Origin of the sequence: Nocardia sp. NPDC060259, from assembly GCF_042728775.1 — a bacterium.
Lineage (GTDB): Bacteria > Actinomycetota > Actinomycetes > Mycobacteriales > Mycobacteriaceae > Nocardia.
In genome coordinates, this window is record NZ_JBHXAY010000087.1 from 1 (window position 1) to 24,445 (window position 24,445).

The 24,445-nt window shown below is 68.9% G+C and carries 26 protein-coding genes; 16 read left to right on the plus strand and 10 right to left on the minus strand.

Annotation, left to right across the window (positions count from 1 at the left end):
• The first annotated feature begins 121 nt into the window (after positions 1-121).
• The gene (locus ACFWF2_RS25570; RefSeq protein ID WP_379309985.1) at positions 122-2,656 is read left to right on the plus strand and encodes a tetratricopeptide repeat protein; all 2,535 of its coding nucleotides are present in this window, start codon (positions 122-124) and stop codon (positions 2,654-2,656) included.
• A gap of 2 nt (positions 2,657-2,658) precedes the next feature.
• Here ACFWF2_RS25570 and ACFWF2_RS25575 read toward each other — a convergent pair whose 3' ends face one another.
• Positions 2,659-3,888 carry an FxsB family cyclophane-forming radical SAM/SPASM peptide maturase gene (locus ACFWF2_RS25575; protein ID WP_379309986.1) on the minus strand — a complete coding sequence of 410 codons (1,230 nt, stop codon included), beginning with the start codon at positions 3,886-3,888 and terminating at the stop codon, positions 2,659-2,661.
• Positions 3,889-3,896: 8 nt separating this feature from the next.
• A complete protein-coding gene (locus tag ACFWF2_RS25580) occupies positions 3,897-4,049 on the minus strand; it encodes a hypothetical protein (protein WP_379309987.1) in 153 nt (50 codons plus the stop codon).
• A 202-nt stretch (positions 4,050-4,251) separates the two neighbouring features.
• On the opposite strand from ACFWF2_RS25580, the gene polA reads away from it, so the two are divergent.
• Positions 4,252-6,984, plus strand: a complete 2,733-nt coding sequence (gene polA / locus ACFWF2_RS25585; protein ID WP_379309988.1) for a DNA polymerase I — start codon at positions 4,252-4,254, stop codon at positions 6,982-6,984.
• Between the two features lie 74 nt (positions 6,985-7,058).
• On the opposite strand, the gene ACFWF2_RS25590 is transcribed toward polA, so the two are convergent.
• Entirely contained in the window at positions 7,059-7,397 is a 339-nt protein-coding gene (locus ACFWF2_RS25590) for an LGFP repeat-containing protein (RefSeq protein ID WP_379309989.1), read from the minus strand.
• 193 nt (positions 7,398-7,590) lie between these two features.
• On the opposite strand from ACFWF2_RS25590, the gene ACFWF2_RS25595 reads away from it, so the two are divergent.
• Together ACFWF2_RS25595 and ACFWF2_RS25600 are read left to right on the plus strand one after the other, a co-directional pair.
• Complete coding sequence (locus ACFWF2_RS25595) at positions 7,591-8,019, plus strand: SRPBCC domain-containing protein (protein ID WP_379309990.1); 429 nt, start codon at positions 7,591-7,593, stop codon at positions 8,017-8,019.
• 66 nt (positions 8,020-8,085) lie between these two features.
• Positions 8,086-8,853 carry an acyl-[acyl-carrier-protein] thioesterase gene (locus ACFWF2_RS25600; RefSeq protein ID WP_379309991.1) on the plus strand — a complete coding sequence of 256 codons (768 nt, stop codon included), beginning with the start codon at positions 8,086-8,088 and terminating at the stop codon, positions 8,851-8,853.
• On the opposite strand, the gene ACFWF2_RS25605 is transcribed toward ACFWF2_RS25600, so the two are convergent.
• Positions 8,850-9,161: a DUF6191 domain-containing protein gene (locus tag ACFWF2_RS25605; RefSeq protein ID WP_379309992.1), complete on the minus strand. Its 312-nt coding sequence runs from the start codon at positions 9,159-9,161 to the stop codon at positions 8,850-8,852. The two genes, ACFWF2_RS25600 and ACFWF2_RS25605, sit on opposite strands and share 4 nt — an antisense overlap.
• 344 nt (positions 9,162-9,505) lie before the next feature.
• On the opposite strand from ACFWF2_RS25605, the gene ACFWF2_RS25610 reads away from it, so the two are divergent.
• The gene (locus ACFWF2_RS25610; RefSeq protein ID WP_379309993.1) at positions 9,506-9,928 is read left to right on the plus strand and encodes a 2-keto-3-deoxygluconate kinase; all 423 of its coding nucleotides are present in this window, start codon (positions 9,506-9,508) and stop codon (positions 9,926-9,928) included.
• Positions 9,929-9,995: 67 nt separating this feature from the next.
• Here the strand turns inward: ACFWF2_RS25610 and trxA are convergent, their stop codons facing one another.
• The gene (gene trxA / locus ACFWF2_RS25615; protein WP_379309994.1) at positions 9,996-10,367 is read right to left on the minus strand and encodes a thioredoxin; all 372 of its coding nucleotides are present in this window, start codon (positions 10,365-10,367) and stop codon (positions 9,996-9,998) included.
• Positions 10,368-10,416: 49 nt separating this feature from the next.
• Positions 10,417-10,917 carry a 2'-5' RNA ligase family protein gene (locus ACFWF2_RS25620; protein ID WP_379309995.1) on the minus strand — a complete coding sequence of 167 codons (501 nt, stop codon included), beginning with the start codon at positions 10,915-10,917 and terminating at the stop codon, positions 10,417-10,419.
• Positions 10,918-11,001: 84 nt separating this feature from the next.
• Between ACFWF2_RS25620 and ACFWF2_RS25625 the strand changes: the two genes are divergently transcribed.
• The 4 genes from ACFWF2_RS25625 to ACFWF2_RS25640 all read left to right on the plus strand — a co-directional run bounded on the left by ACFWF2_RS25625 (position 11,002) and on the right by ACFWF2_RS25640 (position 14,832).
• Positions 11,002-12,081 carry an isocitrate/isopropylmalate dehydrogenase family protein gene (locus ACFWF2_RS25625; RefSeq protein ID WP_379309996.1) on the plus strand — a complete coding sequence of 360 codons (1,080 nt, stop codon included), beginning with the start codon at positions 11,002-11,004 and terminating at the stop codon, positions 12,079-12,081.
• 126 nt (positions 12,082-12,207) lie between these two features.
• Positions 12,208-13,113, plus strand: a complete 906-nt coding sequence (locus ACFWF2_RS25630) for an ABC transporter substrate-binding protein (protein ID WP_379309997.1) — start codon at positions 12,208-12,210, stop codon at positions 13,111-13,113.
• Between the two features lies 1 nt (position 13,114).
• Positions 13,115-14,053, plus strand: coding sequence for an ABC transporter permease subunit (locus ACFWF2_RS25635; RefSeq protein WP_379309998.1), 939 nt, complete (start codon positions 13,115-13,117; stop codon positions 14,051-14,053).
• 26 nt (positions 14,054-14,079) lie between these two features.
• Positions 14,080-14,832 carry an amino acid ABC transporter ATP-binding protein gene (locus tag ACFWF2_RS25640; protein ID WP_379310013.1) on the plus strand — a complete coding sequence of 251 codons (753 nt, stop codon included), beginning with the start codon at positions 14,080-14,082 and terminating at the stop codon, positions 14,830-14,832.
• Between the two features lie 45 nt (positions 14,833-14,877).
• Here ACFWF2_RS25640 and ACFWF2_RS25645 read toward each other — a convergent pair whose 3' ends face one another.
• Positions 14,878-15,516, minus strand: a complete 639-nt coding sequence (locus ACFWF2_RS25645) for a MerR family transcriptional regulator (protein WP_379309999.1) — start codon at positions 15,514-15,516, stop codon at positions 14,878-14,880.
• Between the two features lie 104 nt (positions 15,517-15,620).
• Between ACFWF2_RS25645 and ACFWF2_RS25650 the strand changes: the two genes are divergently transcribed.
• Both ACFWF2_RS25650 and ACFWF2_RS25655 read left to right on the plus strand, forming a co-directional pair.
• A complete protein-coding gene (locus tag ACFWF2_RS25650) occupies positions 15,621-16,571 on the plus strand; it encodes a hypothetical protein (protein WP_379310000.1) in 951 nt (316 codons plus the stop codon).
• Positions 16,568-17,029: an ABA4-like family protein gene (locus ACFWF2_RS25655; RefSeq protein ID WP_379310001.1), complete on the plus strand. Its 462-nt coding sequence runs from the start codon at positions 16,568-16,570 to the stop codon at positions 17,027-17,029. The genes ACFWF2_RS25650 and ACFWF2_RS25655 overlap by 4 nt, the downstream gene beginning before the upstream one ends.
• A 119-nt stretch (positions 17,030-17,148) precedes the next feature.
• On the opposite strand, the gene ACFWF2_RS25660 is transcribed toward ACFWF2_RS25655, so the two are convergent.
• On the minus strand, positions 17,149-17,991 hold the full coding sequence (locus tag ACFWF2_RS25660; protein WP_379310002.1) for an oxidoreductase: 843 nt from the start codon (positions 17,989-17,991) through the stop codon (positions 17,149-17,151).
• A gap of 89 nt (positions 17,992-18,080) precedes the next feature.
• On the opposite strand from ACFWF2_RS25660, the gene ACFWF2_RS25665 reads away from it, so the two are divergent.
• On the plus strand, positions 18,081-18,983 hold the full coding sequence (locus tag ACFWF2_RS25665) for a LysR family transcriptional regulator (protein ID WP_379310003.1): 903 nt from the start codon (positions 18,081-18,083) through the stop codon (positions 18,981-18,983).
• 127 nt (positions 18,984-19,110) lie between these two features.
• Here the strand turns inward: ACFWF2_RS25665 and ACFWF2_RS25670 are convergent, their stop codons facing one another.
• Positions 19,111-20,025, minus strand: coding sequence for a LysR family transcriptional regulator (locus ACFWF2_RS25670; RefSeq protein WP_379310004.1), 915 nt, complete (start codon positions 20,023-20,025; stop codon positions 19,111-19,113).
• Positions 20,026-20,120: 95 nt separating this feature from the next.
• Between ACFWF2_RS25670 and ACFWF2_RS25675 the strand changes: the two genes are divergently transcribed.
• The 3 genes from ACFWF2_RS25675 (at position 20,121) to ACFWF2_RS25685 (ending at position 22,624) form a co-directional block, all read left to right on the plus strand.
• Positions 20,121-21,482, plus strand: coding sequence for an FAD-binding oxidoreductase (locus ACFWF2_RS25675; protein WP_379310005.1), 1,362 nt, complete (start codon positions 20,121-20,123; stop codon positions 21,480-21,482).
• Between the two features lie 75 nt (positions 21,483-21,557).
• On the plus strand, positions 21,558-22,445 hold the full coding sequence (locus ACFWF2_RS25680; RefSeq protein WP_379310006.1) for an SPFH domain-containing protein: 888 nt from the start codon (positions 21,558-21,560) through the stop codon (positions 22,443-22,445).
• 8 nt (positions 22,446-22,453) lie between these two features.
• The gene (locus ACFWF2_RS25685; protein WP_357168092.1) at positions 22,454-22,624 is read left to right on the plus strand and encodes a toxin-antitoxin system HicB family antitoxin; all 171 of its coding nucleotides are present in this window, start codon (positions 22,454-22,456) and stop codon (positions 22,622-22,624) included.
• A 5-nt stretch (positions 22,625-22,629) separates the two neighbouring features.
• On the opposite strand, the gene ACFWF2_RS25690 is transcribed toward ACFWF2_RS25685, so the two are convergent.
• Positions 22,630-23,664 (minus strand): LuxR C-terminal-related transcriptional regulator, encoded by a 1,035-nt coding sequence (locus tag ACFWF2_RS25690; RefSeq protein ID WP_379310007.1) that lies wholly within the window; start codon positions 23,662-23,664, stop codon positions 22,630-22,632.
• Positions 23,665-23,884: 220 nt separating this feature from the next.
• On the opposite strand from ACFWF2_RS25690, the gene ACFWF2_RS25695 reads away from it, so the two are divergent.
• On the plus strand, positions 23,885-24,439 hold the full coding sequence (locus ACFWF2_RS25695) for a hypothetical protein (RefSeq protein ID WP_379310008.1): 555 nt from the start codon (positions 23,885-23,887) through the stop codon (positions 24,437-24,439).
• Positions 24,440-24,445: the final 6 nt, after the last annotated feature.

Consider the following 24,445-nt stretch of genomic DNA (forward strand, 5'->3'; position numbering starts at 1 on the left):
GTGCCGCTCGATGAGCGGCACAGGGGCCGATGTCGTCGGCACTACTGCCCGCCCCGAGCAGAGCGGCGGGCTGTCGCCGGTTCCCCCGGTGGATAGACCGGTCGGCGGCTACCGTTGACCTGTGACAGATGTCGGGCGTCCGTGGCGAATCTTCTTGAGTCACACCGGGGATCTGCGGATTCGCCCCGCTGATCGGTCGTGGGTCGACGCGGCGGAAGACGCAGTCAAGCGGATGCGGCACGCCCCGGTCGACATGCGCTATTTCACGGCGGATACCCGACCCTCGTCTGCCCTGTGCGCGGAGCTGGTCGGCGCGTGCGATATCTACGTCGGCATCATCGGGCAGCGGTACGGCTCGCCGGTCCGCGACGATCCTGGCCGGTCCTACACCGAGTTGGAATTCGATACCGCAACCGTCGTCGGTAAACGTCGCCTTGTACTGTTCGTGGCGGACGACGCGCCCGACGGACCCGATCCGCGGCAGCTCGCGTTCCGCTCCAAGCTGCGTGAGAGCGGGCTGACCACGGCGACGGTAGCGACGCCGGATGCGCTGGAAGCAGCACTGATCCAGGCACTGGCCCAGCTGATGCTCGACGACGCGGCGCCGAGCGCGGCAGCCCCACCGGTCGCGACCCGGCGCCCTCGGCAATTGCCTTATACCTCTGGTTCTTTCACCGACAGGACTGACGAGCGCGGCCGATTGGCCGAGCTGCTCGTCGGGGCCGCGCCGCGGCCGATCGGCGTCGTGACCGGCCCGCCGGGCATCGGAAAGTCCAGTCTGGCGCTGCACGTTGCGCGTGAGGTCAGCGAGCACTTCCCGGACGGCCAGCTCTATCTGGACTTGCGAGGCTATAGCGCGCTTCCGGTGCTCAGCGAGTGCGAGGCACTGGACTGGTTCGTCCGCTCGCTGGACGAGACGCTGCCGCTGTCGCCGCTCGACGAGCCACGCCTGACGCAGCGGTATCGCGAATTGCTGGACGGTAGAAGGGTTCTGGTGGTTCTCGACAACGCTCTGACCACACAGCAGGTGCTGCCGCTGCTCCCGCCACCGGGCTGTGCAACCCTGGTGACAACTCGCGGTCCGCTCTCGAATCTGGTGGTGCGCGAGAGGGCGGCCAGGATGGTGCTGCGGCCGCTGGCTCCGGTCGACGCGCGAGCGCTGCTGCACAACGCCTCCGGGGCAGAGGACGCTGAGGTCGAGGACGACTCGGCCGCCGCGGCGGCGGTGGCCCGATTGTGCGGCTACCTGCCCCTGGCTTTGACGATCGCGGCCGAACACGCCGCCCTGACCGGGGCGACGTTGGCGGAACTGGCCGCCGAGCTGGCCGGTGAGCGGCGTCGGCTCGATGCTCTGACCGGCGTGGATGAAGATCCGACAGCGGAGGTGCGTGTGGTGTTCTCCTGGTCTTACCGCAATCTACCCGAGGACCTGCGCCGGGCCTTCCGGTTGCTCGGGCTGCACCCCGGCGGCGAACTCGGGACGGCCGCCGCCGCCGCGCTGCTCGACCTGCCACCCGATCGGGCGCGTCGCGTCCTGGACTCGCTGGTCGCATTCAATGTGCTGGAACGTCCCGCCCGGGATCGGTATCGGTTCCACGATCTGCTGCGCGAGTACGCGGTGGAGCGGGTCGCCGAGGACGAACCGGAGCACGAGCGTCACGCGGCGGCCGCACGCGAACTCGAATGGTATACGCGGGCAACGGATGCGGCCGATCGGCTGCTCGCACCCGCCCGTCGGCATGTGCCGCTCGGCGCGCCGAGCGCGGGCATTCCGACCGTCACCCTCGAAACCTACGAAGACGCGCTGCGGTGGTGCGACGGCGAGCGAGCGAACCTTACCGCTGCCGTTCGCGCCGGGACAGAGAGCGCATCGCCGGACTTCGCCTGGCGGCTCGCACTGGCCGCTGTGACCTACTACAAGATCCGCCGCCACTACGGCGATTGGCTCGCGACCAGCGAATTCGCGCTGGTTGCAGCGCGGGCATCCGGTGACCGGTTCGGCGAGCAGTGGTGCCTGACCAGCCTGGGCGGTGCCTTGGCCGAACTGGGCCGGTCACAGGAGGCGTGGTCGGCCTACCAGGATTCGCTGCGGATCAATCGCGAGATCGGTGACCGGACCGGCGAGGCGATGGCGCTGGGCAATCTCGGCGACATTGCCAGGCAGCTGGGCAGGCACGACGACGCTCTGGCGTTCGGCGACGAAGCCAGGGTCATTCTGGCCGAGCTCGGCGATCGCCGTAACGAAGCGCTGATCACCCAGGATGTGCTGGCGGGCACGCACTTCGACCGCGGCGAGTACGCGGCCGCGCTGCTGCTGCTGGAGCAGGCACGCGAGGCGTGTCACGGACTCGATCCGCTCGGCGAGGGCATCGTCCTGCATGAACTGGGCCGGACGCTGGCGGCCATGGGACGTGCACCCGAGGCTGCCGACACCTTCGAGGAATCGCTGGCGGTCCGGCGGGCGTGCGGCGATCGGCATGGCGAGGCGGAGACGCTCGAAGCGCTCGGCGAGGTCCGGCTACGGCTCGGTGACGAAGTCGGCGGACGCAGTGCGCTGCTCCAATCCCTGGCCGTGTACGTCGAATTGGGCTCGGATCGGGCCGAGGTACTGCGCGCGCGGTGCGGCGAACTGGGCGACGGCGCGGGATCGGCCTGACTTCAGCCTGCCCGCACCGCGGCGAGACTGGTGCCGCGCGCGGCCAGCGCGTCGGCCACCCGCGTCTCGATGTGGCTGATGAGCGCGAACAGGTCGGCGCAGTAGACCGAGGGGTTGCGAAAGCCGTTGCCCGGCCGGTATCGGTGCGAGTACAGACCGCCACCACACACGCGGACTTGACCGCATGCTGTGCACTCCGGCGCCAGGGCCGACTCGCCGAGCTGCCGCGCGACCATGGCCGGCAGCGCCGAGACCTCGTCGAGTGAATGCCGGAAGACATCGAGCCCGGTCGCGGCGGCTCCCTCGCCGACGGCCTTCATGCTGTCGACCTGCTCATAGGTTCCATCGGTTTCGATCACCACGAGAGTGACCGGATCCAGCCCGAACGATTCGTAACAGGTCGTCCCGCCGAGAATCAGATGCATCAGGTCCTCGAAAATACGTATCTCGCAAGGCCTTTCATCGGCATCGAACCAGTCGTCGAAGATCGGGACGAGCCAGTCCGCATACGGGGTCCGGCCCGCGCGCGCCGACAGCTGGGGCGGCGGCCGATCCCAGGTGCCGTGCGGCAGCAGGAAATCCAGCGCGGGCACACCGAGCTCGCGCAGACTGTGCCACACGGTCAGCGGGTCGGCCGCAAGCTGCACCGTGCAGAGCACGCCGGAGAAATAGTCGCGCAAGCGCGGTTGTCCCATCAGCTCGATCGCCGTGACTACCGCGTCATAGCTGGACCGGCCGTCGCGGAAGCGACGGTGCAGGTCGTTGGCATCACGATCGCCATCGATGCTGATGCCGATCCCGATGCCTGCGCTCGCCAGTGTTTGTGCGGCCGCGTCGTCGAGCAGCACGCCGTTGGTCTGGACCGACGCCACGAGCCGGCACGGCGCGAGTCGGCTGCGCAATATCGCGACCACCTCGACGAGCGCGTCCGGACCACCCAGGAGCGGCTCACCACCGTGCAGCCGAACGGTCACATAGTCGAGGTGGTGGGCGCGCGCGTGCTCGGCGAGCCGATCTGCCAGCGCGGTGACCACCTCAGGCGACATGCGCCGGGGCTGGCCACGCCAGGATTGGTCGGCCAGGTGGTAGACGTAGCAGTAGTCGCAGTCGAGGTTGCAGCGTGACTGGACTTTGAGTACGAACTCGCGAACCGGGCGAATTCCGCCCGGCGGTCGGGTCGGGCCTGCGGCGAAACCTGGCCACGGCAATTCGGTCGCGGGCCTGGGTACCACCGCTCGCCCTAGCGGTACAGGGTCGCAGGTGCGGGCCGCGGACCCGACACGTGCGAGTAGGCGGCGTAGTACTCGGGCTCGGGGGAGTGCAGCCGCTGCAGGGCAAGATCGAGGGCGGACGCTGCAGCGGTTGCCTGCGTGCCGTCGGCGGGAGTGTTCATGAGGACTCCGATCGCGAAACTCTGTGAATATCATCGCATTACGGCGGCCGGTTCGGGGTGTGGTCGGACAATCCGCAGGGACCCGATTTGGCATAGGCGAGACCTCGGAGGGCAGCACCTGCTCGCGGCGGCCGCTTACGTCGCGTGGGCCGGTGGGTGTCGGACGGTCGGGGTGTCGGTGGTGGTCCCTACACTCATCCGGGTGAGTTCACCGACGACTGCGCAGGCATCGACAACGACCACCGATTCGGGCGGTGAGCGGCCGACGCTGCTGCTCCTGGACGGGCACTCGCTGGCCTATCGCGCGTTCTTCGCGCTACCGGCGGAGAACTTCAAGACCGTCACCGGGCAGACCACCAACGCGGTGTACGGGTTCACCTCGATGCTCATCAATCTGCTGCGCGACGAGAAGCCCAGCCATGTGGCCGCGGCGTTCGACGTGTCCCGCAAGACCTTCCGCACCGAGGCCTACCCGGAGTACAAGGCCAACCGCAGCGCGACGCCCGACGAGTTCCGCGGTCAGGTCGAACTCACCAAGGACGTGCTCGGCGCCCTCGGCATTCCCGTGATGGCGATCGACGGCTACGAGGCCGACGACGTGATCGCCACCCTCACCACCCAGGCCGTCGCCCAGGGGTACCGGGTCTTCATCGTCACCGGTGACCGCGACGCCATCCAGCTGGTCAACGACGACGTCACCGTGCTCTACCCGCGCAAGGGCGTCTCCGATCTCACCCGCTTCACCCCGGCCGAGGTGGAGACCAAATACGGACTCACCCCCGCCCAGTACCCGGACTACGCGGCCCTGCGCGGCGACCCGAGCGACAATCTGCCCGGCATCCCCGGCGTCGGCGAGAAGACCGCGGCCAAGTGGATCCGCGAATACGGTGACCTGGCCACCCTCGTCGACAAGGTCGACCAGGTGAAAGGCAAGGTCGGCGACGCGCTGCGCGCCAACCTGTCCAGCGTCGTGCTCAACCGCCAGCTCACCGAGATGGTGCGCGAGGTGCCGTTGCCCTACACCCCCGACCAGCTCGCGCAGGCGCCGTGGGACCGGGAGAAGATCCACCAGCTCTTCGACGACCTGGAATTCCGGGTGCTGCGCGACAGGCTCTTCGAGACCCTCGGCTCCGCCGAGCCCGAGGCCGAATCGGGCTTCGAGATCAGCGGTGGCGCCCTCGATCAGGGCGCGGTGGCCGACTGGCTGGCCGAGCACGCGAAAGCCGGTGTGCGCCAAGGTCTGTCGGTGGTCGGTACCGGCACCCCGGTGCACGGCGACGCCCGTGCGATCGCCATCGCCGCCGGAGACGGGGAGGGCGGCTACATCGACCTCACCGTGCTCACCCCCGAGGACGAGGCGGCACTGGGAGCCTGGCTGGCCGACCCGGCCGTGCCCAAGGCACTGCACGAGGCCAAGGCCGCCGGGCACGCGCTGCGTGGTCGCGGGTTCACCCTGGCCGGTCTCACCACCGATACGGCGCTGGCGGCCTACCTGGTCCGGCCCGGCCAGCGCAGCTTCAACCTCGACGATCTGTCCCTGCGCTACCTCAAGCGCGAACTGCGCGTGGAAACCGGCGACACGGGTCAGCTCTCGCTGCTCGACGACGAGGACACCGTCGCCGCCGAGACCGCGCGCCAGGAGATGCTGCGTGCCCGCGCGGTCGCCGACCTCGCCGACGCGCTCGACACCGAGCTGGCCGCGATCGAGTCCACTGCCCTGCTCGACGAGATGGAGCTGCCGCTGCTCGGCGTGCTCGGCCAGCTGGAAGAGGCGGGTATCGCCGTCGACGTCGCCCAGCTCGAGGCGCTGCAGCGTCAGTTCGCCGACCGGGTGGCCGATGCGGCGAACTCGGCGTACGAGGTGATCGGCAAGCAGATCAACCTCGGCTCGCCCAAGCAGCTGCAGGTGGTGCTGTTCGACGAGCTCGACATGCCCAAGACCAAGCGCACCAAGACCGGCTACACCACCGACGCCGACGCGCTGGAGTCGCTGTTCGAGAAGACCGGCCACGCCTTCCTCGAGCACCTGCTCGCGCACCGTGACGCGACCAGGCTCAAGGTGACCGTCGACGGCCTGCTCAAGTCGGTCGCCGACGACGGTCGCGTGCACACCACCTTCAACCAGACCATCGCCGCCACCGGCAGGCTCTCCTCGACCGAGCCGAACCTGCAGAACATCCCGATCCGCACCGACACCGGCCGCCAGATCCGCGACACCTTCGTCGTCGGCCCCGGCTACACCGAGTTGATGACCGCGGATTACAGCCAGATCGAGATGCGGATCATGGCGGACCTGTCCGGCGACGAGGGTCTGATCGAGGCGTTCAACTCCGGCGAGGACCTGCACACCTTCGTCGCGTCCAAGGCCTTCGACATCCCGCTGTCGGAGGTGAACCCGGAGATGCGCCGCCGGATCAAGGCCATGTCCTACGGTCTGGCCTACGGTCTGAGCTCCTACGGCCTCTCGGCGCAGCTGAAGATCAGCACCGCCGAGGCCAAGGAGCAGATGGACGTCTACTTCGACCGCTTCGGCGGCATCCGTGACTACCTGGCCGAGGTCGTCGAGCAGGCCCGCAAGGTCGGCTACACCCAAACCCTGTTCGGTCGCCGCCGCTACCTGCCCGACCTGGATTCCAGCAACCGTCAGCGCCGCGAGGCCGCCGAGCGGATGGCCCTCAACGCCCCGATCCAGGGCACCGCCGCCGACATCATCAAGGTCGCCATGATCAATGTGCGCAACGCCATGCGCGAGGCAGGCCTGCGCTCGCGGATGCTCCTGCAGATCCACGACGAACTCGTCTTCGAGGTCGCCGACGGCGAACGCGAGGCGCTGGAAGCCCTTGCCCGCGAACAGATGTCCTCGGCCATCGAACTCTCGGTGCCGCTGACGGTGTCCGTCGGCACCGGCCGCAGCTGGGACGCGGCCGCGCACTGACATGGCCTACTCGGCACTGTGGGCACCGACCGCTCAGGATCGGTGCCCACAGTGGCTGGGAAACGGGACGCTGGTCAGGCGTTGACCGTCACCGCGTCGTCGGCGATCGAGTAGCTGATCGAACCGTTCTCGAAGTGGCTGATCTTGCCGCCGTCGATGTCCTGCTCGTCGGAGGTCGGGTAGCCGAGTCGGCCACCCGCGCCGCCCTCGGCTTCCCACGCCTGCCGGATGGCGCCGTACACGGTCTTGGCTCCCGTCGGCAGCGTGAAGTAGATGACGCCGCCGGTGAACTCCTGGAACTTGCCACCGTTGGGTGCGTCCCGCTCATCCGAGGTCGGTTCCCCCAGTGGGCTCGACACGCCACCAGCCTCGTTGTAGTGGTCGCCGATAGCTCCGTTGACTTCGAATGCCATGTCGATTGATCCTTTCGCGCGGGTAACAATGGGTCGAGCGCGGCGACCGTAACGCGCGCCCGCCGTTTCCCGGCGGCGACTCGCGGAGCGTCCACGAACCGTAAAACACCGCCGAGGAGCCTGGCGCCTTTGTCCAAGACGCGGGGGTCGCGCGGTCGTAGTGTGGGGTGGTCGACCGAAGGAGTTGAGCATCATGACCGGATTCGTCGCGACCGCGCAGACCGAGATCAGCGCCTCTCCGCAGCGGGTATGGGACGTGCTGACCGACCCGGAGCAGATCCGCCGGTTCATGTTCGGTGCCGAGGTACGCACCGATTGGCAGCCGGGTAGCTCGATCGTGTGGCAGGGCGAGTACGAGGGCAAGCCCTACGAGGACCGCGGGGAGATTCTCGCTGTCGAGCCGGGCCGGTTGCTGAAGGTCACCCACTACAGCCCGCTGAGCGGCCAGGACGACCTGCCCGAGAACTATCACACGCTCACCTACGAGCTCACCGGGGACGACACGACCACGCGGTTGTCGCTGAGTCAGGACAACAACGCCACCGAGGCGGAGGCCGAGCACGCGCGCGGGATGTGGACCACCCACGTCGAGGGGATCAAGTCCGCCGCCGAACGCGGCTGATTCCGGCGGCGCGAAACGCCTCGGCGCCGGGCAGCGGCAGCGGCGGAATGTGGCAGCATCGGACACATGACCACTGACGTCATCGCGACCCCGCTGCCCGACTGCCCCGATATCGAGCAGGCCTTCGCGGTGTCGTGGCCGGTGCGCCTCGGGGACACCGACGGCAACGACCGGCTGCGCCTGGACGCCGTGGCGCGGTATCTGCAAGACATCGGGTTCGATCATCTCGACGCCGTCGCCGACGGCGACGCGCACCAGGCGTGGATCGTGCGGCGCACCGTTATCGACGTCTACGAACCCATCATGTTCGGTGACCGGGTGCACCTACGCCGCTGGGCCGACGCGCTGTCGAATCGATGGTGCGACATGCGGATTCAGCTCAAGGGGGAGCGGGGCGGGCACATCGAGGCCGCCGCGTTCCTGATCCACATCGACCCGGTGGCCGGGCGCCCGGCGCGGATGAGCGACGCGTTCATGGCGCCGATGCTGGCCAGCACCACCGAGCATCGGCTGCGCTGGCGCGCCGCGCTCACCGAGCTCAACGGCGTCGCCGCGGAGGCAGTGTCGTTCCCGCTGCGGGTGACCGATGTGGACCGGCTCGGCCACGTCAACAACGCCGTCTACTGGGAGGCGGTCGAGGAAGCCCTCGCCGCCCAGCCCGACCACCACGAACTGCCGTACCGGGCGATCGTCGAGCATGTCGGCCCGGTGATGATGGGCGACAAGGTCGTGCTGCGCACCAGTCTGCAGCCCGGCAGCCTGCGCCTGCAGGTGGACGTCGACGGTTCGGCTCGGGCACTCGGTTCGGTCGAGCGACTGGGCGGCGACCGCTAGCGTTCGCGCGCGACCAGCCTGGCCGACCCACCCGCCAGATCCACCTCATCCCGTGGCGGCGCGCCCTCCGACGGCGTCTCCCGGTGCATCAGCGTGCTCTGCCGCTGCTCGAACTCGTGCTGCTTGGACCCCTGGAACATCGCCGTGAGGTGCTCGAACCCGGTCGCCGCCACCGCGGGCCCGGTGCGTTTGCGCGTCCACGGCAGCACGCGCGTGCCGGTCAGCCGGTTGACCACCACCTCGAGCAGCGCGAGCAGGATCAGCAGGATCGCCAGCCCTGGGATCGTCATCGCGAAGACCGTACCCATGCGTTCACGGTACCGGCGCGGAGTGAGTAGGCGCTGAGCTGCGGTGATGGTACTCACGGGTAGACACGTCGAGCCGGTAAGTAGGTTGCGGTTTCGCGACGATCGCCCTATTGTCGAACTCGTGCCGAATCCCGCCGACCGCTTTGCCGCGCTGCTTGTCGCTGACCGCGACCGCGCGGCCGCTGCTGCGCAGACCGCGCAGGCAGCCACACGGCAGATTCTTCTCGTAGTAACCCGCCGTAGCGGGGTCTGATTCGGACCGGCCCCCTCGCTGCGGGCTGATTTTCATTGTTCTGCTGGTCCCACTGCCAACGAAGACGATCTTCGGGAAGACCTCACCTGCAATGACACTGCTGACACTGGACCGTGCCCTGTTCGACGCCGCCCCCAAGGGGCTGCGCGCCGAGACCACCGACCTGACTCCCGCCCAGTTCCTCGACCGGTACGCCCGGATCGACGGACCGATCGCCCTCGGCGAATTCACTTGTTCCGGAACGGATTTCACCGCGACCCTGGAATTCGCCGATCACCTGCGCACCGTCATCGCGACCGGTAGCCCGGTCGCCGCCATGACCTCGGCGCTCTACGACGAGGGCTACCCCCTCGAGATCCTGCAGTTCCACCAGCGCCGCACCACCGAGGGCACCGCCACCTTCGTGCAGTGCGAGTTCAACGGCAGGCGCGGCTGGGCCGCTGCCATGGCCGGCGACGGCGCCGAATCGACCGTGCGCGCCATGATCGCCTGCGTCAACCTGCTCGCCGGCTGATTCCGGAGAGCACAAAGGGCCCGTTCGCCTCACCAAAGGTGAACGGGCCCTTGACGTTTCGTCGCGCCTATTCGGCGGCGGGGGCCTGCTCGGCGATCTGCTTGCGGACCTCGTCCATGTCGAGGCCCTTCACCTGGGTGACCAGGTCCTCGAGCGCGGCAGGCGGCAGCGCGCCCGGCTGGGCGAACACGAGCACGCCCTCGCGGAAGGCCATGATCGTCGGGATGGACCGGATGTTCGCCGCGGCGGCGAGTCCCTGCTCTGCCTCGGTGTCGACCTTGCCGAACACCACGTCGGTGTGCTGCGCGGAGGCCTTCTCGAAAGTCGGTGCGAAGCTCTTGCACGGACCGCACCACTCTGCCCAGAAATCGACGAGGACCACGTCGTTTCCGGTGATGACTTCGTCGAAGTTCTGCTGGGTCAGCGTCTGGGTGGCCATGACGTCCCTTCCTTGTCGGTGTCCCCGGCTGTAACGCCGTGGCGTCCCTCTATCTTCCACCGACCACGATGCGCTCCTGTCGCGCCTCCCCGTCCCAGCGGCGAATGCCCACCACAACGGCTGGAAAATCGTGGTCGGTGGCCACCGCCGAGACAGCGTCGCCCAGTCGGTCCGGCGGCATCCGGCGGGCCAGGGTCACGTGCGGTGTCCATGCGTCGGGCCGCATCGTCGCGGGGATGCCGGGGCAGGGCTGGACCAGGTCATAGACGCGGCGGTGCAGGTCGAGCAGGTCCGCGGTGACGATGACCGGCCGCACCAGGATCGGCCTGCGCGCCCCGAAGACCAGCAGCCCGCCCAGCCGGATCGGCAGCGGCCGGAACTCGATCCCGGCCAGCGCGCGGTCGATCCGCGGCCAGATCTCGCGCGCCACCGCTACCGTCACATGTGGCCGATGGACGGTGCCACGGGGGCTGCCGAGGCCGGCTTGCACCAGCACCGCCCACTGTCTGCGGACCTCGGCCTCACTGTCTTCGTCCAGGAGCAACTCCACCGACTGCACCATGATCTGCAGAAAGTAGTCGCTGTGGCGTGTCCCCGTGGTCAGGTCGGCCCCGACAGGCGCGAGGATGGGGGTGTGAACGGTACGAAGGCGAGCCTGCGGCTCGGTGTGATCGACGGTGACGGAATCGGCCCCGAGGTGGTCGCCGCGACGCGGGCGGTCGTCGACGAGGCGATCGGCGCGGCGGGACTCGGGCCGGTGGAGTGGGTGCCGCTGCTGATGGGCCACGAGGCCATCGCGGCCTGCGCCGACCCGCTGCCGGAGCAGACGCTGCGCGGGCTCGAGGACCTCGATGCCTGGATCCTCGGCCCCCACGACAACGCGTCCTATCCCGCGGACATGCGGGTCGCGCCGGGCGGGGTGATCCGCAAGCGGCTCGGCCTCTACGCCAATATCCGGCCCGCGGTGGCGTTCGCCGGGGTGCGGTCGACGGCACCGGACATCGACCTGGTCATCGTGCGCGAGAACAGCGAAGGCTTCTACGCCGACCGCAACATGTTCGCCGGGTCGGGGGAGTTCCGGCCGACGCCCGATGTGGCGATGGCGGTGGCGGTGATCACCCGGCAGGCGTGCGAGCGGATCGCGCATCAGGCGCTGCGGCTGGCGCGGGGCAGGCGCAAGCGAGTCACCGTGGTGCACAAGGCGAATGTGCTGCCGATGACGACCGGCCTGTTCCGCGACGTGTGCTACGAGGTGGCCGCGCAGTACCCGGACGTGCGGGTCGACGACGAGCACGTCGACGCGATGGCCGCGCACCTGGTCCGCGCGCCCGGCGAGTACGACGTGATCGTCACCGAGAACCTCTTCGGTGACATCCTGTCCGATCTGGCGGGCGAGCTGGCGGGCTCGCTCGGCATGGCCGCGTCGCTGAACTGTTCGGACACCAAGGCGATGGCACAGGCCGTGCACGGGGCCGCGCCCGGTCTGGCCGGACGCAACCGCGCCAATCCGGCGGCACTGCAGCTGTCGTCGGCGATGTTGTTGCGGTGGTTGGCCGTTCGCCACGACGACCGCGGACTCGACGACGCGGCGGACCGGATCACTCGTGCCGTCGCCGCTACTCTGGCGGCCGGAATCGCGACCGCGGATCTCGGTGGTCTGGCTTCCACCAGCGAATTCACCGAGCAGGTCAGAGCCCGCGTGCACCGCAGGTGAAGGGACCCCTTTCACATTGGCTGATTAATCTTCGGTTACTGTCGCACCACGCTGTGTCCGGTTCGCATACATTGCCAAACAGGCGCTGACACGTGGCCGGCGTCGACGTGAAATGTGGAGGCTCCTTTGTCTGTTCGAACTGTTCTCGGCCGCGGCGCCGTGCGGCTGCTCTGTACGGTCGCCGGTGGCGCCCTGGTGCTGAGTGGCTGCACCACCAACACCGAGGGTGATACCTCCACGGTGACGAAGGTGTCGGTGGAGAAGGTCGACGCGCTCGCCGCGGCCGTCCCCGACAAGGTCAAGCAGGCAGGCAAGATCGTCGTCGGCGTCAATGTGCCCTACCAGCCGAACGAGTACAAGGACGCCGGCGGCAAGATCGTCGGTTTCGACGTCGACCTGCTCGACGCGGTCGCGACCACCCTCGGACTGAAGGTCGACTACGTCGAATCCAACTTCGAGAAGATCATTCCCGCGATTCAGGCGGGCACCTACGACGTGGGTATGTCCTCGATCACCGATTCGCGTGAACGCGAACAGCAGGTCGATTTCACGACCTATTTCTCCGCGGGCATCCAGTGGGCCCAGCAAACCGGTAAAGCCATCGATCCCGACAATGCGTGCGGCAAGAAAGTCGCCGTACAGGCCACTACGGTCGAGCACACCGACGAGATTCCCGCCAAGAGCGCCAAGTGCGTCGCCGAGGGCAAGCCCGCCATCGAAATGAAGGCCTTCGACGAGCAGAGCGCGGCCACCAACGCCCTGGTGCTCGGTCAGGTCGACGCGATGTCGGCCGATTCGCCGGTCACCGCCTACGCCATCAAGCAGAGCGAGGGCAAGATCGAGGCCGCGGGCCCGCTGTTCGATTCCGCGCCCTACGGCTGGGCCGTGCAGAAAGGCTCGCCGCTGGCCGTGGCCCTGCAGAAGGCGCTGCAGCACCTGATCGACAACGGCAAGTACGGCGAGATCACCACCAACTGGGGCGTCCAGGAGGGTCAGATCAAGACCTCGGTGATCAACGGCGCAGTGAGCTGACGTGACCGAGAAGGACACAACGGTGGAGGTGCCCGGACCGGGCACCGAACCCGAACCGATCAAAGCGGTCCCGCTGCGGAGGCCGGGCCGCTGGATCGCGGCGGCAATCATCCTGATCCTGGTGGGATTGTTCGTCTACGGAGCCGCGACGAATCCCGCCTACCGGTGGGACACCTACGGCAAGTACCTCTTCGACACCCGGATCGTCGCGGGCGCGATCGTCACCCTGCAGCTCACCGTGCTCGCGATGGCGATCGCGGTGGGCCTCGGCACGGTGCTCGCGGTAATGCGCCTGTCCCCGAACCCGGTGCTGCGCACCACCGCGTGGGTGTACCTGTGGATCTTCCGTGGCACCCCGGTGTTCGTGCAGTTGGTGTTCTGGGGCCTGGTGCCCTCGCTGTACAAGCAGATTCACCTCGGGGTGCCGTTCGGTCCGCAGTTCTTCGAGTTCGACGTGCAGAACCTGCAGGCGGCGTTCCTGTTCGCGGTGCTCGGCCTCGGCCTCAACGAGGCCGCCTATATGGCCGAGATCGTGCGCGCCGGCATCAACTCCGTCGGTGAGGGGCAGCGCGAAGCCTCGGTGGCGCTGGGCATGTCATGGACGCAGACCATGCGCCGCACCGTGCTGCCGCAGGCCATGCGGGTGATCATCCCGCCCACCGGCAACGAGCTGATCGGCATGCTCAAGACGACCTCGCTGGTCACCGCGATCCCGTTGAGCACCGACCTGTTCGGCCGCGCGCGTGACATCTACGGCGTGAACTTCCAGCCGATCCCGCTGCTGCTCGTCTGTGCCACCTGGTACCTGGCGATCACCAGCGTGCTGATGGTCGGGCAGTACTACTTGGAGCGCTACTACTCGCGCGGTGCCACCCGGCAGCTGACGGCCAAGCAGCTCGAGGAACTGGCCACGGCGCAGGCGGCGGTGAAGGCGAAATGACCGAACCACAAGTGGCCGCACCGCCGATGGTGCTGGCCGATCGGGTGTGCAAGAACTTCGGCGCGTTGCAGGTGCTCAAGGGCATCTCCCTCGAGGTGCAGCGGGGCAAGGTGCTGACCCTGGTCGGGCCGTCCGGCTCGGGCAAGTCGACGTTCCTGCGCTGCATCAACCACCTCGAGCAGGTCAACGCAGGCCGGTTGTATGTCGACGGCGAGCTCGTCGGCTACCGGGAGAAGAACGGCAAGCTCTACGAGATGCATCCGCGCGATGCCGCGATCCAGCGTCGCGACATCGGCATGGTGTTCCAGCATTTCAACCTGTTCCCGCACCGCACCGCGCTGGAGAACGTGATCGAGGCGCCCACCCAGGTGCGTGGCATCCGCAAGACCGAGGCGATCGCCAGGGCCGAGGAACTGCTGGAACGGGTCGGGCTCTCGGCCAAGCGCAACGCCTACCCCGCGCAGCTGTCCGGCGGTCAGCAGCAGCGCGTGGCCATCGCACGCGCGCTGGCGATGGATCCCAAGCTGATGCTGTTCGACGAGCCGACCTCGGCACTGGACCCCGAGCTGGTCGGTGAGGTGCTCACCGTTATGCGCGAGCTCGCCGATTCGGGCATGACGATGGTGGTGGTGACCCACGAGATGGGCTTCGCCCGCGAGGTCGCCGACGAACTGGTGTTCATGGACGGCGGTGTGGTCGTGGAATCGGGTCCGCCGCGTGAGCTGCTGGCGAACCCGCAGCACGAGCGCACGAAGACGTTCCTGTCGCGCTTGCTCTGAAAGCTCGGACGACGACGGCCCCGCGAGATTCCGCGGGGCCGTTGCTCATTCCTGGGGGTTGTTCAGCATTTCCAGCGAGACCTGGGCCTGGGCGATGCGGCGGATGGCGGCGAGTGCGGTGTCGCCGAGCAGGGTCAGCACCACGACCGCGTCGATGATGTCGTCGCGTCCGCCCGCCGCCAGCGCGGTCGTCACATCGTTCTCCGCGATCACCCGCGCGCCGTCGAAATAGCTGGGCAGGGCTGTTTCGCCCCAGTCCGCGTAGCCCAGCTGCGCGAGCCGCACGAGCACCGAGGTCAGCGTGTCGATCGCCTCGGGACTGGGTTTCCTGTCCCAGCCGCGCCGATCCATCTCCGCGCGCACGGTCGCCGAGGCGCGTTCCCACTCCGCGTCGGCCGCGGGCGGTACCGGGGCGGAGATGCTGTCCTGGACCACGCCGAGCAGGCTGAACAGCGGCAGGTCGGGGGAGTCGACGGCGGCGAGGACCTCGCCGACGGTGGCAACGGGCAGCCCGCCCACCTCGATCAGCGCGCGCACCAGCCGCAGCCTGCGCAGATGGTCCTCGCCGTAGCTGGCCTGGTTCGGGCTGGTGCGTTCGCCCGGGGGCAGCAGGCCCTCGCGCAGGTAGTACTTGATCGTCGCCACCGCGATACCACTGCGCTCGCTCAACTCCGAGATCCGCACAGTTCAACCTCCGTTTTCCGCGCTCCCCTTGCTCGCCTTCGCTGTAGCGGATAGTCTAGCTATCCATAACGGATAGTACAGCTATCTATCTTGGGAGATTCGCCATGACTGCCCTCACAACCCTCGATCCGCTGCCGCGGCGGCAGACCCGTCTGCATCGCCCGCTGCTCTGGTTCGCCGCGGTCAACGCCGTGCTCACCGTCGTCGCCGTGGTCGGGATGCTGGTCGACGACCGGGTCATCACGGGGTCGACCGCGTGGTTCAAGCCGACCAAGTTCGCGGTGTCGTTCGTGCTCTACAGCGTCGCGCTGGCGTGGCTGATCTCGTTGCGGCCCAGGGCATCCCGGCTCACCTGGTGGATGGCGACGGTGATCGTCGTCGCGGGGACGATCGAACAGCTGATCATCGTGGTCCAGGTGGTGCGCGGCACCCGCAGTCACTACAACATGACGACGAGTTTCGACGCCGTGCTGTGGATCATCATGGGCAGCACCATCATCGTGCTCTTTCTCGCCACCATGGTCGTCGCCGCGCAGCTCTCGCTGACCAGAATCGGGGACGCGGCGACCACCTGGTCGATCCGGCTCGGCCTGGCGATCACGCTGGTCGGCCTGGCGCTGGGCAATCTGATGCCGAACCGCGAATCCGGGGTGGCCGACATCGCGGGCGCGCACACCGTCGGCGCGCCCGACGGCACACCGGGCATGCCGGTGACCGGGTGGAGCACCACCGCCGGTGACCTGCGGATCCCGCACTTCTTCGGCATGCACGGCTTGCAGGCGCTGCCGCTGTTCGCCGCGCTGCTGGTAGTCCTCGCACCACGGATTCCGTTGCTGCGGGTACTGCGCGTGCGGGTCGGCCTGGTCGTCACCATGGCCGCCGGCTACGCGGCGGTGCTCGCGCTGGTCACCTGGCAGGCCTTGCGCGGGCAGCCGCTGATCCACCCCGACCAGGCCACCCTGACCGTGGCCGCCGCGATTCTCACCGGCGTCGTCGCCGGCGCCCTGATCTCGGTCGCGAGCGCGATCGGCACCCGAAAGGTAGTCACCGCATGAGCACGCTGTTCGACCTGTCCTTCTTCGTCACCGTCCCGTTCTGGGCGTTGATGATCCTGGCCCCCACCTGGCGCTGGACCCGCACGATCATCGGCTCACCGTGGATCACGCTGGTGCCCTTGGTGATCTGGGCGATCGTCGCCGTTCCGGTCCTCGGCGCGATGTGGTCCCTGGTCACCTCCCCGTCCCTGCCCGCGATCACCGAGGCCGTCGCCGACCCCGCCGTCCTGACCGCACTCTGGGCCCAGATCATCGCCTGGGACCTGTTCCTCGGCCGCTGGATCTACCTCGACAGCCGCGACCGCGGCATCCATCCGCTGCTGATGGCGCCGCTCCTGGTCGGCACGATCCTGTTGTCGCCCATCGCGTTTCCGATCTACCTGATCGTCAGGGAGGTGGCGGGACGCGTTCCGGCGCGCGGATCGTCCGCGCCGCAGGAAGCTTCGATCCCGGCATGACGCGAACGGGCCGGACCGCGATGGTCCGGCCCGTGTCGGCTGGGCGCGGCGGGACAGCGCCACTCTGTCGTCGATCCGCACGGGTTGGCCGGGCGGGGTGAAGTACAGCGCCACCACCGCTATGTGCCGTCGAAATCGGTGGCGCGGGTGATGGATTCCCACGCGAGGACGTCGCCGCGGACCGCATCCAGGTGGGCGAGTACGGCGTCGACCGAGTCGGCGCCCAGCGGCAGACGCAGCGGGGGCTTGTCGGCGGCCAGGGCGGCGCGGATGGCGGTCGCGGCCTTGGCCGGATCACCGGGCTGGGTGCCGTTGCCGCCGTCGACCATCCGGCGGGTCGGGCCGACGGTGTCGGCGTAGAGGTCGCTCTCGGCGCTGAACGCGGCGGCGCCGGGACCGAACAGGCCGGTGCGGAAGGCGCCCGGTTCGACGATCAGCACCTTGATGCCGAAGGGCTCCACCTCCTCGGCCAGTGCCTCCGACAGCCCCTCCAGCGCGAATTTCGTCGCGCTGTAGGCGGAGAAGCCCGCGAACGACAACTGCCCGCCGACGCTGCTCATCATCACGATCGCACCGCTGCGCTGGGCGCGCATGTGCGGCAGCACCGCGCGGGTGAGGGCGGCGGGGCCGAAGACGTGCAGGTCGAACAATCCGCGCAATTCGGCGTCGGTGGTCTCCTCGACCGCGCCGACGTGGGTGCGGCCCGCGTTGTTGACCAGGACGTCGATGCGCCCGTGCCTGGCCACCACATCGGCGACCACCGCGTCGATGCGCGCGGTGTCGGTGACGTCGAGGGCGATGGCCTCGAGCTGATCGGGGTGCGCGGCGACCAGATCGTCCAGTGCCGTGGTGCGGCGGGCCACGGCGACGACCGTGTCGCCCGCCGCGATCGCCGCCTCCGCGATCGCGCGACCGAAGCCGCTGCTCGCACCGGTGACCAGCCAGATCTGCGGGATGCTCATCAGATTCTCCTCTGTCCGTTGGTGTTTCGCCGTCGATACTTCCGCCACGCCGGGATGCCGTCCAAGGCCCCTTGTGATAATCAAGGGTTATGGATGTGCACGGGCGCGACCTGCGCTACTTCGTCGCGGTCGCCGACCAGTTGAACTTCACCGCCGCCGCTGAGGCGCTGTACATCTCGCAGCCCGCGCTCAGCAAGCAGATTCGCAAGCTGGAAAGTCAGCTGGGTGCGGCACTGTTCGTGCGTGACACCCGCTCGGTCGCGCTGACGCCCGTCGGCGAGGCGCTGCTGCCCGAGGCACGCCGGGTCATCGGCGCGTGGGAAACGGCGGAGTCCGCCGTCGAATCGGCGAAGGCCGCCGCGCGTGCCGTGCTGTCGATCGGCATCAGTACCAGCCCGGGTCGTGGCATCCTGCCCGCGGTGCGTTCTCGATTCGCCACCGCGTTCCCGGCCGCGAAAACCGTTCTGCGCCAAGTCGGCTGGGACGATCCGACGGCAGGCCTGGCCGACGGTTCGGCCGATGTCGCCTTCGTCTGGCTGCCGCTGGCCGATGACGAACGCTACCGATGGCTGGTCGTCGCCACGGAACCGAAGCTCGTTGCCCTCCCGGAAACCCACCCGCTCGCCACCGGGGACAGCATCGCGTTCACCGAGCTGCTCGGTGAGCCCTTCCTGGCGCTACCGCGCACGGCGGGTGTGCTGCGCGACTACTGGCTCGCCCTCGACGAACGCGCCGGGCATCCGCCGGTCATCGGAGCCGAGGTGTCGAGCACCGAGGAGACCTACGAAGCCCTGGTCAACGGGGACGGCGTGGTCCTTGTCGCCACGGGCAACGCGCCGCTGATCGCGCACGACGGTTTGGTGACCCGGCCGGTGACCGGCCTGAGCCCGGCCGAACTCGCCCTGGCCTGGCGGCACGACGACCATCGTCGGCTGGTGCGTGGGTACGTCGAAGCGTGCGCGTCGGCCACCGGGCACCTCCGCCGGTCCTAGTGCCGCCCACCGAAGCGGTCCGGGGTCGTCGCTGACGGTTCGCCGAACCGGCCACCGGCGATACGACCGCGTTCGCACTGATGGGGTCGATCCGGTGGCGTGGTGTATGCGGTGGTGTGGCGGCGATTCACCCGGTGGCGCGCTGCCCGAGCGCGATCCTCAGCTGGCCGAGCAGCACCTTCGCCGCCGGGCCGCCGGGACGGTCGGTGCGCCAGGCGATGGCGAGGCGGCCGTGGATTCGTGGTTCGACGATGGCGAGTGCGCGCACGCCGAACGCGGTCGCCTCGGCGGGGGTGAGCGCGGGGACGATCGCGGTGCCGAGGCCCCGGGCGGCCAGCCGGAGCAGCAAGGGGGGAGCGGCCGCCTCGAAGGCGATGTGTGGGGTGAAACCGGCTGCGGCGCATGAGCGTTCGAAGACCCCGCGCAGGCCCGTCCCGGTCGGCAGGCAGATGAGCCGCCGATCGGCCAACGCCGCCAGGGTGATCGTGCCCGCCGACTCGGCGGGGTCCGGTGCGCCGAGCGCGACGGCGGCGACGAGTGGCGTCTCCAGGATCACCTCGAGGCCGATGCCGGGATTCGGTGCGGCGCCGGTCAATCCGACCAGGGCGATGTCGAGTTCGCCGCGTTCGAGTGCGGCCAGCATCCGCTCGGCGGTGTCCTCGGTCAGGCTGATGCCGACCCGCGGGTGGTCGTGGTGGAAGTCGGCGAGCACGCCGGCGACATCGAATTCCTCGGTGGCCGCGCCGGAGATCACCCCGAGCCGCACGTGCCCGCGCAGCAGCCCGGTGAATTCCTCTACGGTCTCGCCGATCCGGTCGGCCGCGGCCAGGGCGGCCCGCGCGTGTTCGAGCACGGCGGTCCCGACCTCGGTGGGTGTCACGGTGCGGGCGCCACGGTCGAGCAGTCGCTGGCCGAGCTCACGCTCGAGCTGCCTGATCTGGGCGCTCAGGCCCGGCTGCGTGAGGTGCAGACGCTCGGCCGCCCGCGTGAAGCCGCCCTCGTCCACCACGGTGACGAAGTACCGGAGTTGCCGCAGTTCCATCCGGCCATTCTAGGTACTTGGCATAATGATCTGTTATCGCAGCGAGAAGAACTATCTGTTGTACTTCTGACCGGCGCGGCGGCACAGTCGATGGCATGACCGAGAACGCATCGCAGACCATCGAATCCCTCCGTGTCACCGGCCCGGTGTTCACGCCCGGCGACGCGGGTTATGCCGAGGAGGTCGCCGGATTCCAGACCGCCTACACCCATCGTCCCGCGCTGGTCGTCGGGGCGGTCCACGCCGAGGACGTCAGGTCGGCGGTGGAATACGCTGCCCGGCAAGGACTTCCGGTGGCGGTGCAGGCGACCGGGCACGGTCTCTCGGTGGCGGCGGATCGCGGCGTGCTGATCACCACCCGCCGAATGGACGCCCTTTCGATCGACCCGCGGGCCCGCACGGCCCGCGTCGGTGCCGGGGTGCGCGCGGGTGCGCTGGTCGAGGCCGCGGCCAGGCACGGGCTGGCACCGCTCAACGGTTCCTCGCCGTCGGTCGGCGTCGTCGGGTACGTGCTCGGGGGTGGCCTAGGTCTGCTGGCTCGTGAATTCGGTTATGCCGCGGACCATGTGCGCTCGATCGACCTGGTGACCGCCGACGGGCGCATGCGCACGCTCACCCCGGCCGACGAACTGTTCGGCGCGGTGCTCGGCTCCGGTGGCAATTTCGGCGTGGTGACCGGCCTGGAACTCGACCTCGTCCCCGTCACCGAGGTCTACGGTGGCCAGCTGATATTCGACACCCCGCTGGTCGACACCGCGCTGGAGACGTGGCGGGAATGGACCGCGACGCTGCCCGACACCCTCACCTCTACCGTCGCCGTGGTCACCTTCCCCGATATCCCGCCCGTGCCGCAACCGCTGCGCGGCAGGCACGTCGCCTCGATCCGCATCGCCTTCCACGGCCAGGCCGAGGAGGGGGAACAGCTGGTCGCGCCGCTGCGGGCGATCGGTGGGCGCCTGCGCGACTCCGTGCGCACCATGCCCTACACCGAATCGCACACCATCCACAGCGATCCGGACTTCCCGCACGCCTACGCCGCCACCAACGCGCTGCTCACGGAGCTCACCGCCGACGGGCTCGCCGCGCTGCGCGGCCTGACCGCACCCGGTGGGCCGGTGGACGCGGTCGTCGACATTCGTCACCTCGGTGGGGCGTTGCGCCGGGGCACTGGCGTGGCGGTCGATCACCGCGAGGCCGAGTACGCCGTGCGGGTGATCACCGACGCCGGAGTGGGTGACGCCGCACCCGCCGGACTGGCCATGGTGCGAGAAGCCTTGGCGCCGTGGACTGTCGGGCACAGCCTCAACTTCCTCTACGGCGCGGGCGCGGCGGCGGACGCGGCCCAGACCCGAGCGGGATACGCGCTCGGGACCTACGCCGGGCTGGTCGCGGCGAAGGCGAAGTACGACCCGCACAACATGTTCCGGTTCAACCGCAACATCGCGCCCGTCGGCTAGCGGCTTGTCCGGACTTGTGGACCGCGGCCTCTGTCTACTATCTTAGTGATATCACTCAGATATCGGGAGGATGTCATGGAGCTGCGGTCCGCATTCCGCATGAACGGATTCGCCGTCTTGCTGGGATGGCTCGTGTTCACCCTGTTGTTCGGTGCCGCCGCTGTGCTGGCATTCATCTCCGCGGCGCAGCACGGCGGTGGCGCCCTGGCCTGGGCGGGCGCGGTCGCCGCGGTGATCGCCGTGCTGGTGGTCGCGCTGCTCGCCACCGGGCTGATCATCGTCGACCCCAACGAGGCCAAGGTGGTCACCTTCTTCGGCCGCTACATCGGCTCGGTCTCCGAGCCCGGCTTCTTCTCGGTGGTCCCGCTGACCGACCGCAGGTCGATCTCGTTGCGGGTGCGCAACTTCGAGACCCAGAAGCTGAAGGTCAACGACGCCGACGGCAACCCGGTCGAGATCGCGGCCGTCGTCGTCTACAAGGTGGTCGACAGCTTCAAGGCCGCCTTCGCGGTCGACGACTACGAGGAGTACGTCGAGACCCAGTCCGAGGCGGCGGTCCGGCACCTGGCCACCACCCACCCCTACGACGCGCACGACGACGCCCGCACCAGCCTGCGCGACGGCGCCGAGGTGGCCGAGGAACTCACCGTGGAACTGCGTGAGCGCACCCTCACCGCGGGCATCGAGGTCATCGAGGCCAGGATCACCCACCTCGCCTACGCCCCCGAGATCGCCCAGGCGATGCTGGTCCGCCAGCAGGCCGCCCAGGTCGTCGCCGCGCGGACCCAGATCGTGGAGGGCGCGGTCGGCATGGTCGGCCTTGCCCTGGACCGCCTCGCCGCCGCGGGCATGGTGGAACTCGACGAGGAACGCAAGGCGGCGATGGTCTCGAACCTGCTCGTCGTCCTCTGTGGCGACCGCGCCATCCAGCCGGTCGTGAACACCGGATCCCTCTACGCCTGACGGGTGCCATGACCGCGCCGAAGAAGGAACCCAAGAAGATCCTGCTGCGGCTCGACCCGGCCGTCCACGAGGCCATCGCCAAGTGGGCGGCCGACGACCTGCGCAGCGTCAACTCCCAGATCGAGTACGCCCTCCGCCTCGCCCTCGACCAGGCGGGCCGAAAACCCAAGCGCGACTAGCGTCCTCACGCCCCGCCGAGCACGCGGGACAGCAGGCGCCTGCGGGTGCGGGTGGCGGACTTGGCGAGGATGGCTTTGACGTGGTCGTTGACCGTCTGTTCGGAGAGAACGAGTTCGGCGGCCAGTTCGCGGGGGTCCAGGCCGGTGGCGAGGTGGGTGAGGACCTGGGATTCGCGGGTGGACAGGCCGTGCGCACGGGCGAACAGGTCGAGGCGTTCGGTGGCGGTGCTCGGTTCCAGGGTTACGGCGATGTCGTGGTCGCCGATGCGATCGGCTTTCACCGTGATCCAGCGGTTGCCGCCCAGGTGGATGCGGGAGGTCGCTGGGCCGATCGGAGTGCCTGCTTCGGCGGCAAGGAGGGCGGCGCCCGCGTTGTAGACGGAGGCGGGGACCGGGGGGATCGGCTCGTCGGGTGGGAGCAGGCGGAGCAGGGATTCGGCGGCGGCCGCGGTGTGGGAGCGCACGCGCAGGGTGTCGTCGAGGAGTACCACCGCGGGACCCGGCGGCGGGAGCTGGGCGTCGGATTCGACGAAGGTGGCGCCGATGGTGCGGCGCAGGGCGGTGGTGACGATGGCGGTCAGCGCGGTGAGGCCGGTGAGTTCGGTTCTGCTGAACGGGGATTCGTCGACGCGGAGCAGCTCCAGGAAACCCCAGCAGCCATAGCGATCGGCGAAGGTGACCGTGGCCGAGTCGGTGACGCCGAGCTCGCGCTGGGCGGTGCGCCACAGCAGTGAACGGTCCGGATCGCCGCCGGTGGCGTCGAGCAGGGAGCGGGCGCCGGTGCCGCGCAGGGTGTCCCAGCGATTGAGCGGGGTGAGGTAGCGGGCCCGGATCAGCTCCGGCAGCCGGGACATGTCGAGCCCGGGGACATCGGCGAGCGGCGCCGTGGCGACCGCGGTGACGGGGTCGGTGAGCGCGAAGACATGGCCCGCGAAAGGTATCGACAGCCGAATCTCGGCCAAGACGAGCTCACGCAATCGTTTGGCGGAATGATCCGCGCGGGCCAGGCGGCTCACCCGGTCGGCCAGGGCGCTCGGCACCGACCCAGTCTACGGCGAAACCCCGGGATCAGGGATGTCCGCACCGCGCTGGCCACCCCGCGCCGGCCGCGCGGTGGTGATCAGTCACGAATCGTGGCAGGCCGACTTGGTCGAAGAGCGCGTTCGGGCCTGAACGACGCGCTCTACCCCGTACGGGGACAACCGAACTGGTCCGCGCCGGTAAGTTGGATCGGTGCCCATCTCGTTCGACATTCCTGGAATGCAGCAGTTGGACAACACGACCTGGGGGAATCCGGCCACTCGTGATGTCGTCGCGTTGACCTATGTCAACGGCACGCCCGACCTGCCAGCCCGGCTGCACGACCTGCCGCGGCTGCGCAGGCGGCTGGCCGAGCATCATGCCCGCACCGGCTGTCTGATCGAGGCGTTCGTGGTGTGGGTCGACCGGCTGCCCGCGCTGCTGCGGGTGGAGAAGACGCAATTGCCCGGCCCGCGGGGCGAGCTCGTTTTCGCCGCGTCGATCGTGGTGCCCAAGGATCGGTGCTCCGCGGTGTTCCAGATCATCTGCCCCGAAACCGGGGTGCCGGGGCTACGGGAGTCTTCGATCGGCGCGCAGGTCCACCGCACCGAGATGTGCCCGCCCCACCCGTACGCGCCGGGTCTGCGCGGTCGATTGCCCTATCTGCTGTCCGACGACGTCCGTTTCGACGCCGTATTCCCCGATCACGCCCTGACCAGGGCCCGCCGCTGGATCGCCGAAACCGTGCCCAACGTACGGGTCGACCCGGCCTTCGCGGCCCTGCCCGAGTTCTAGGCCACG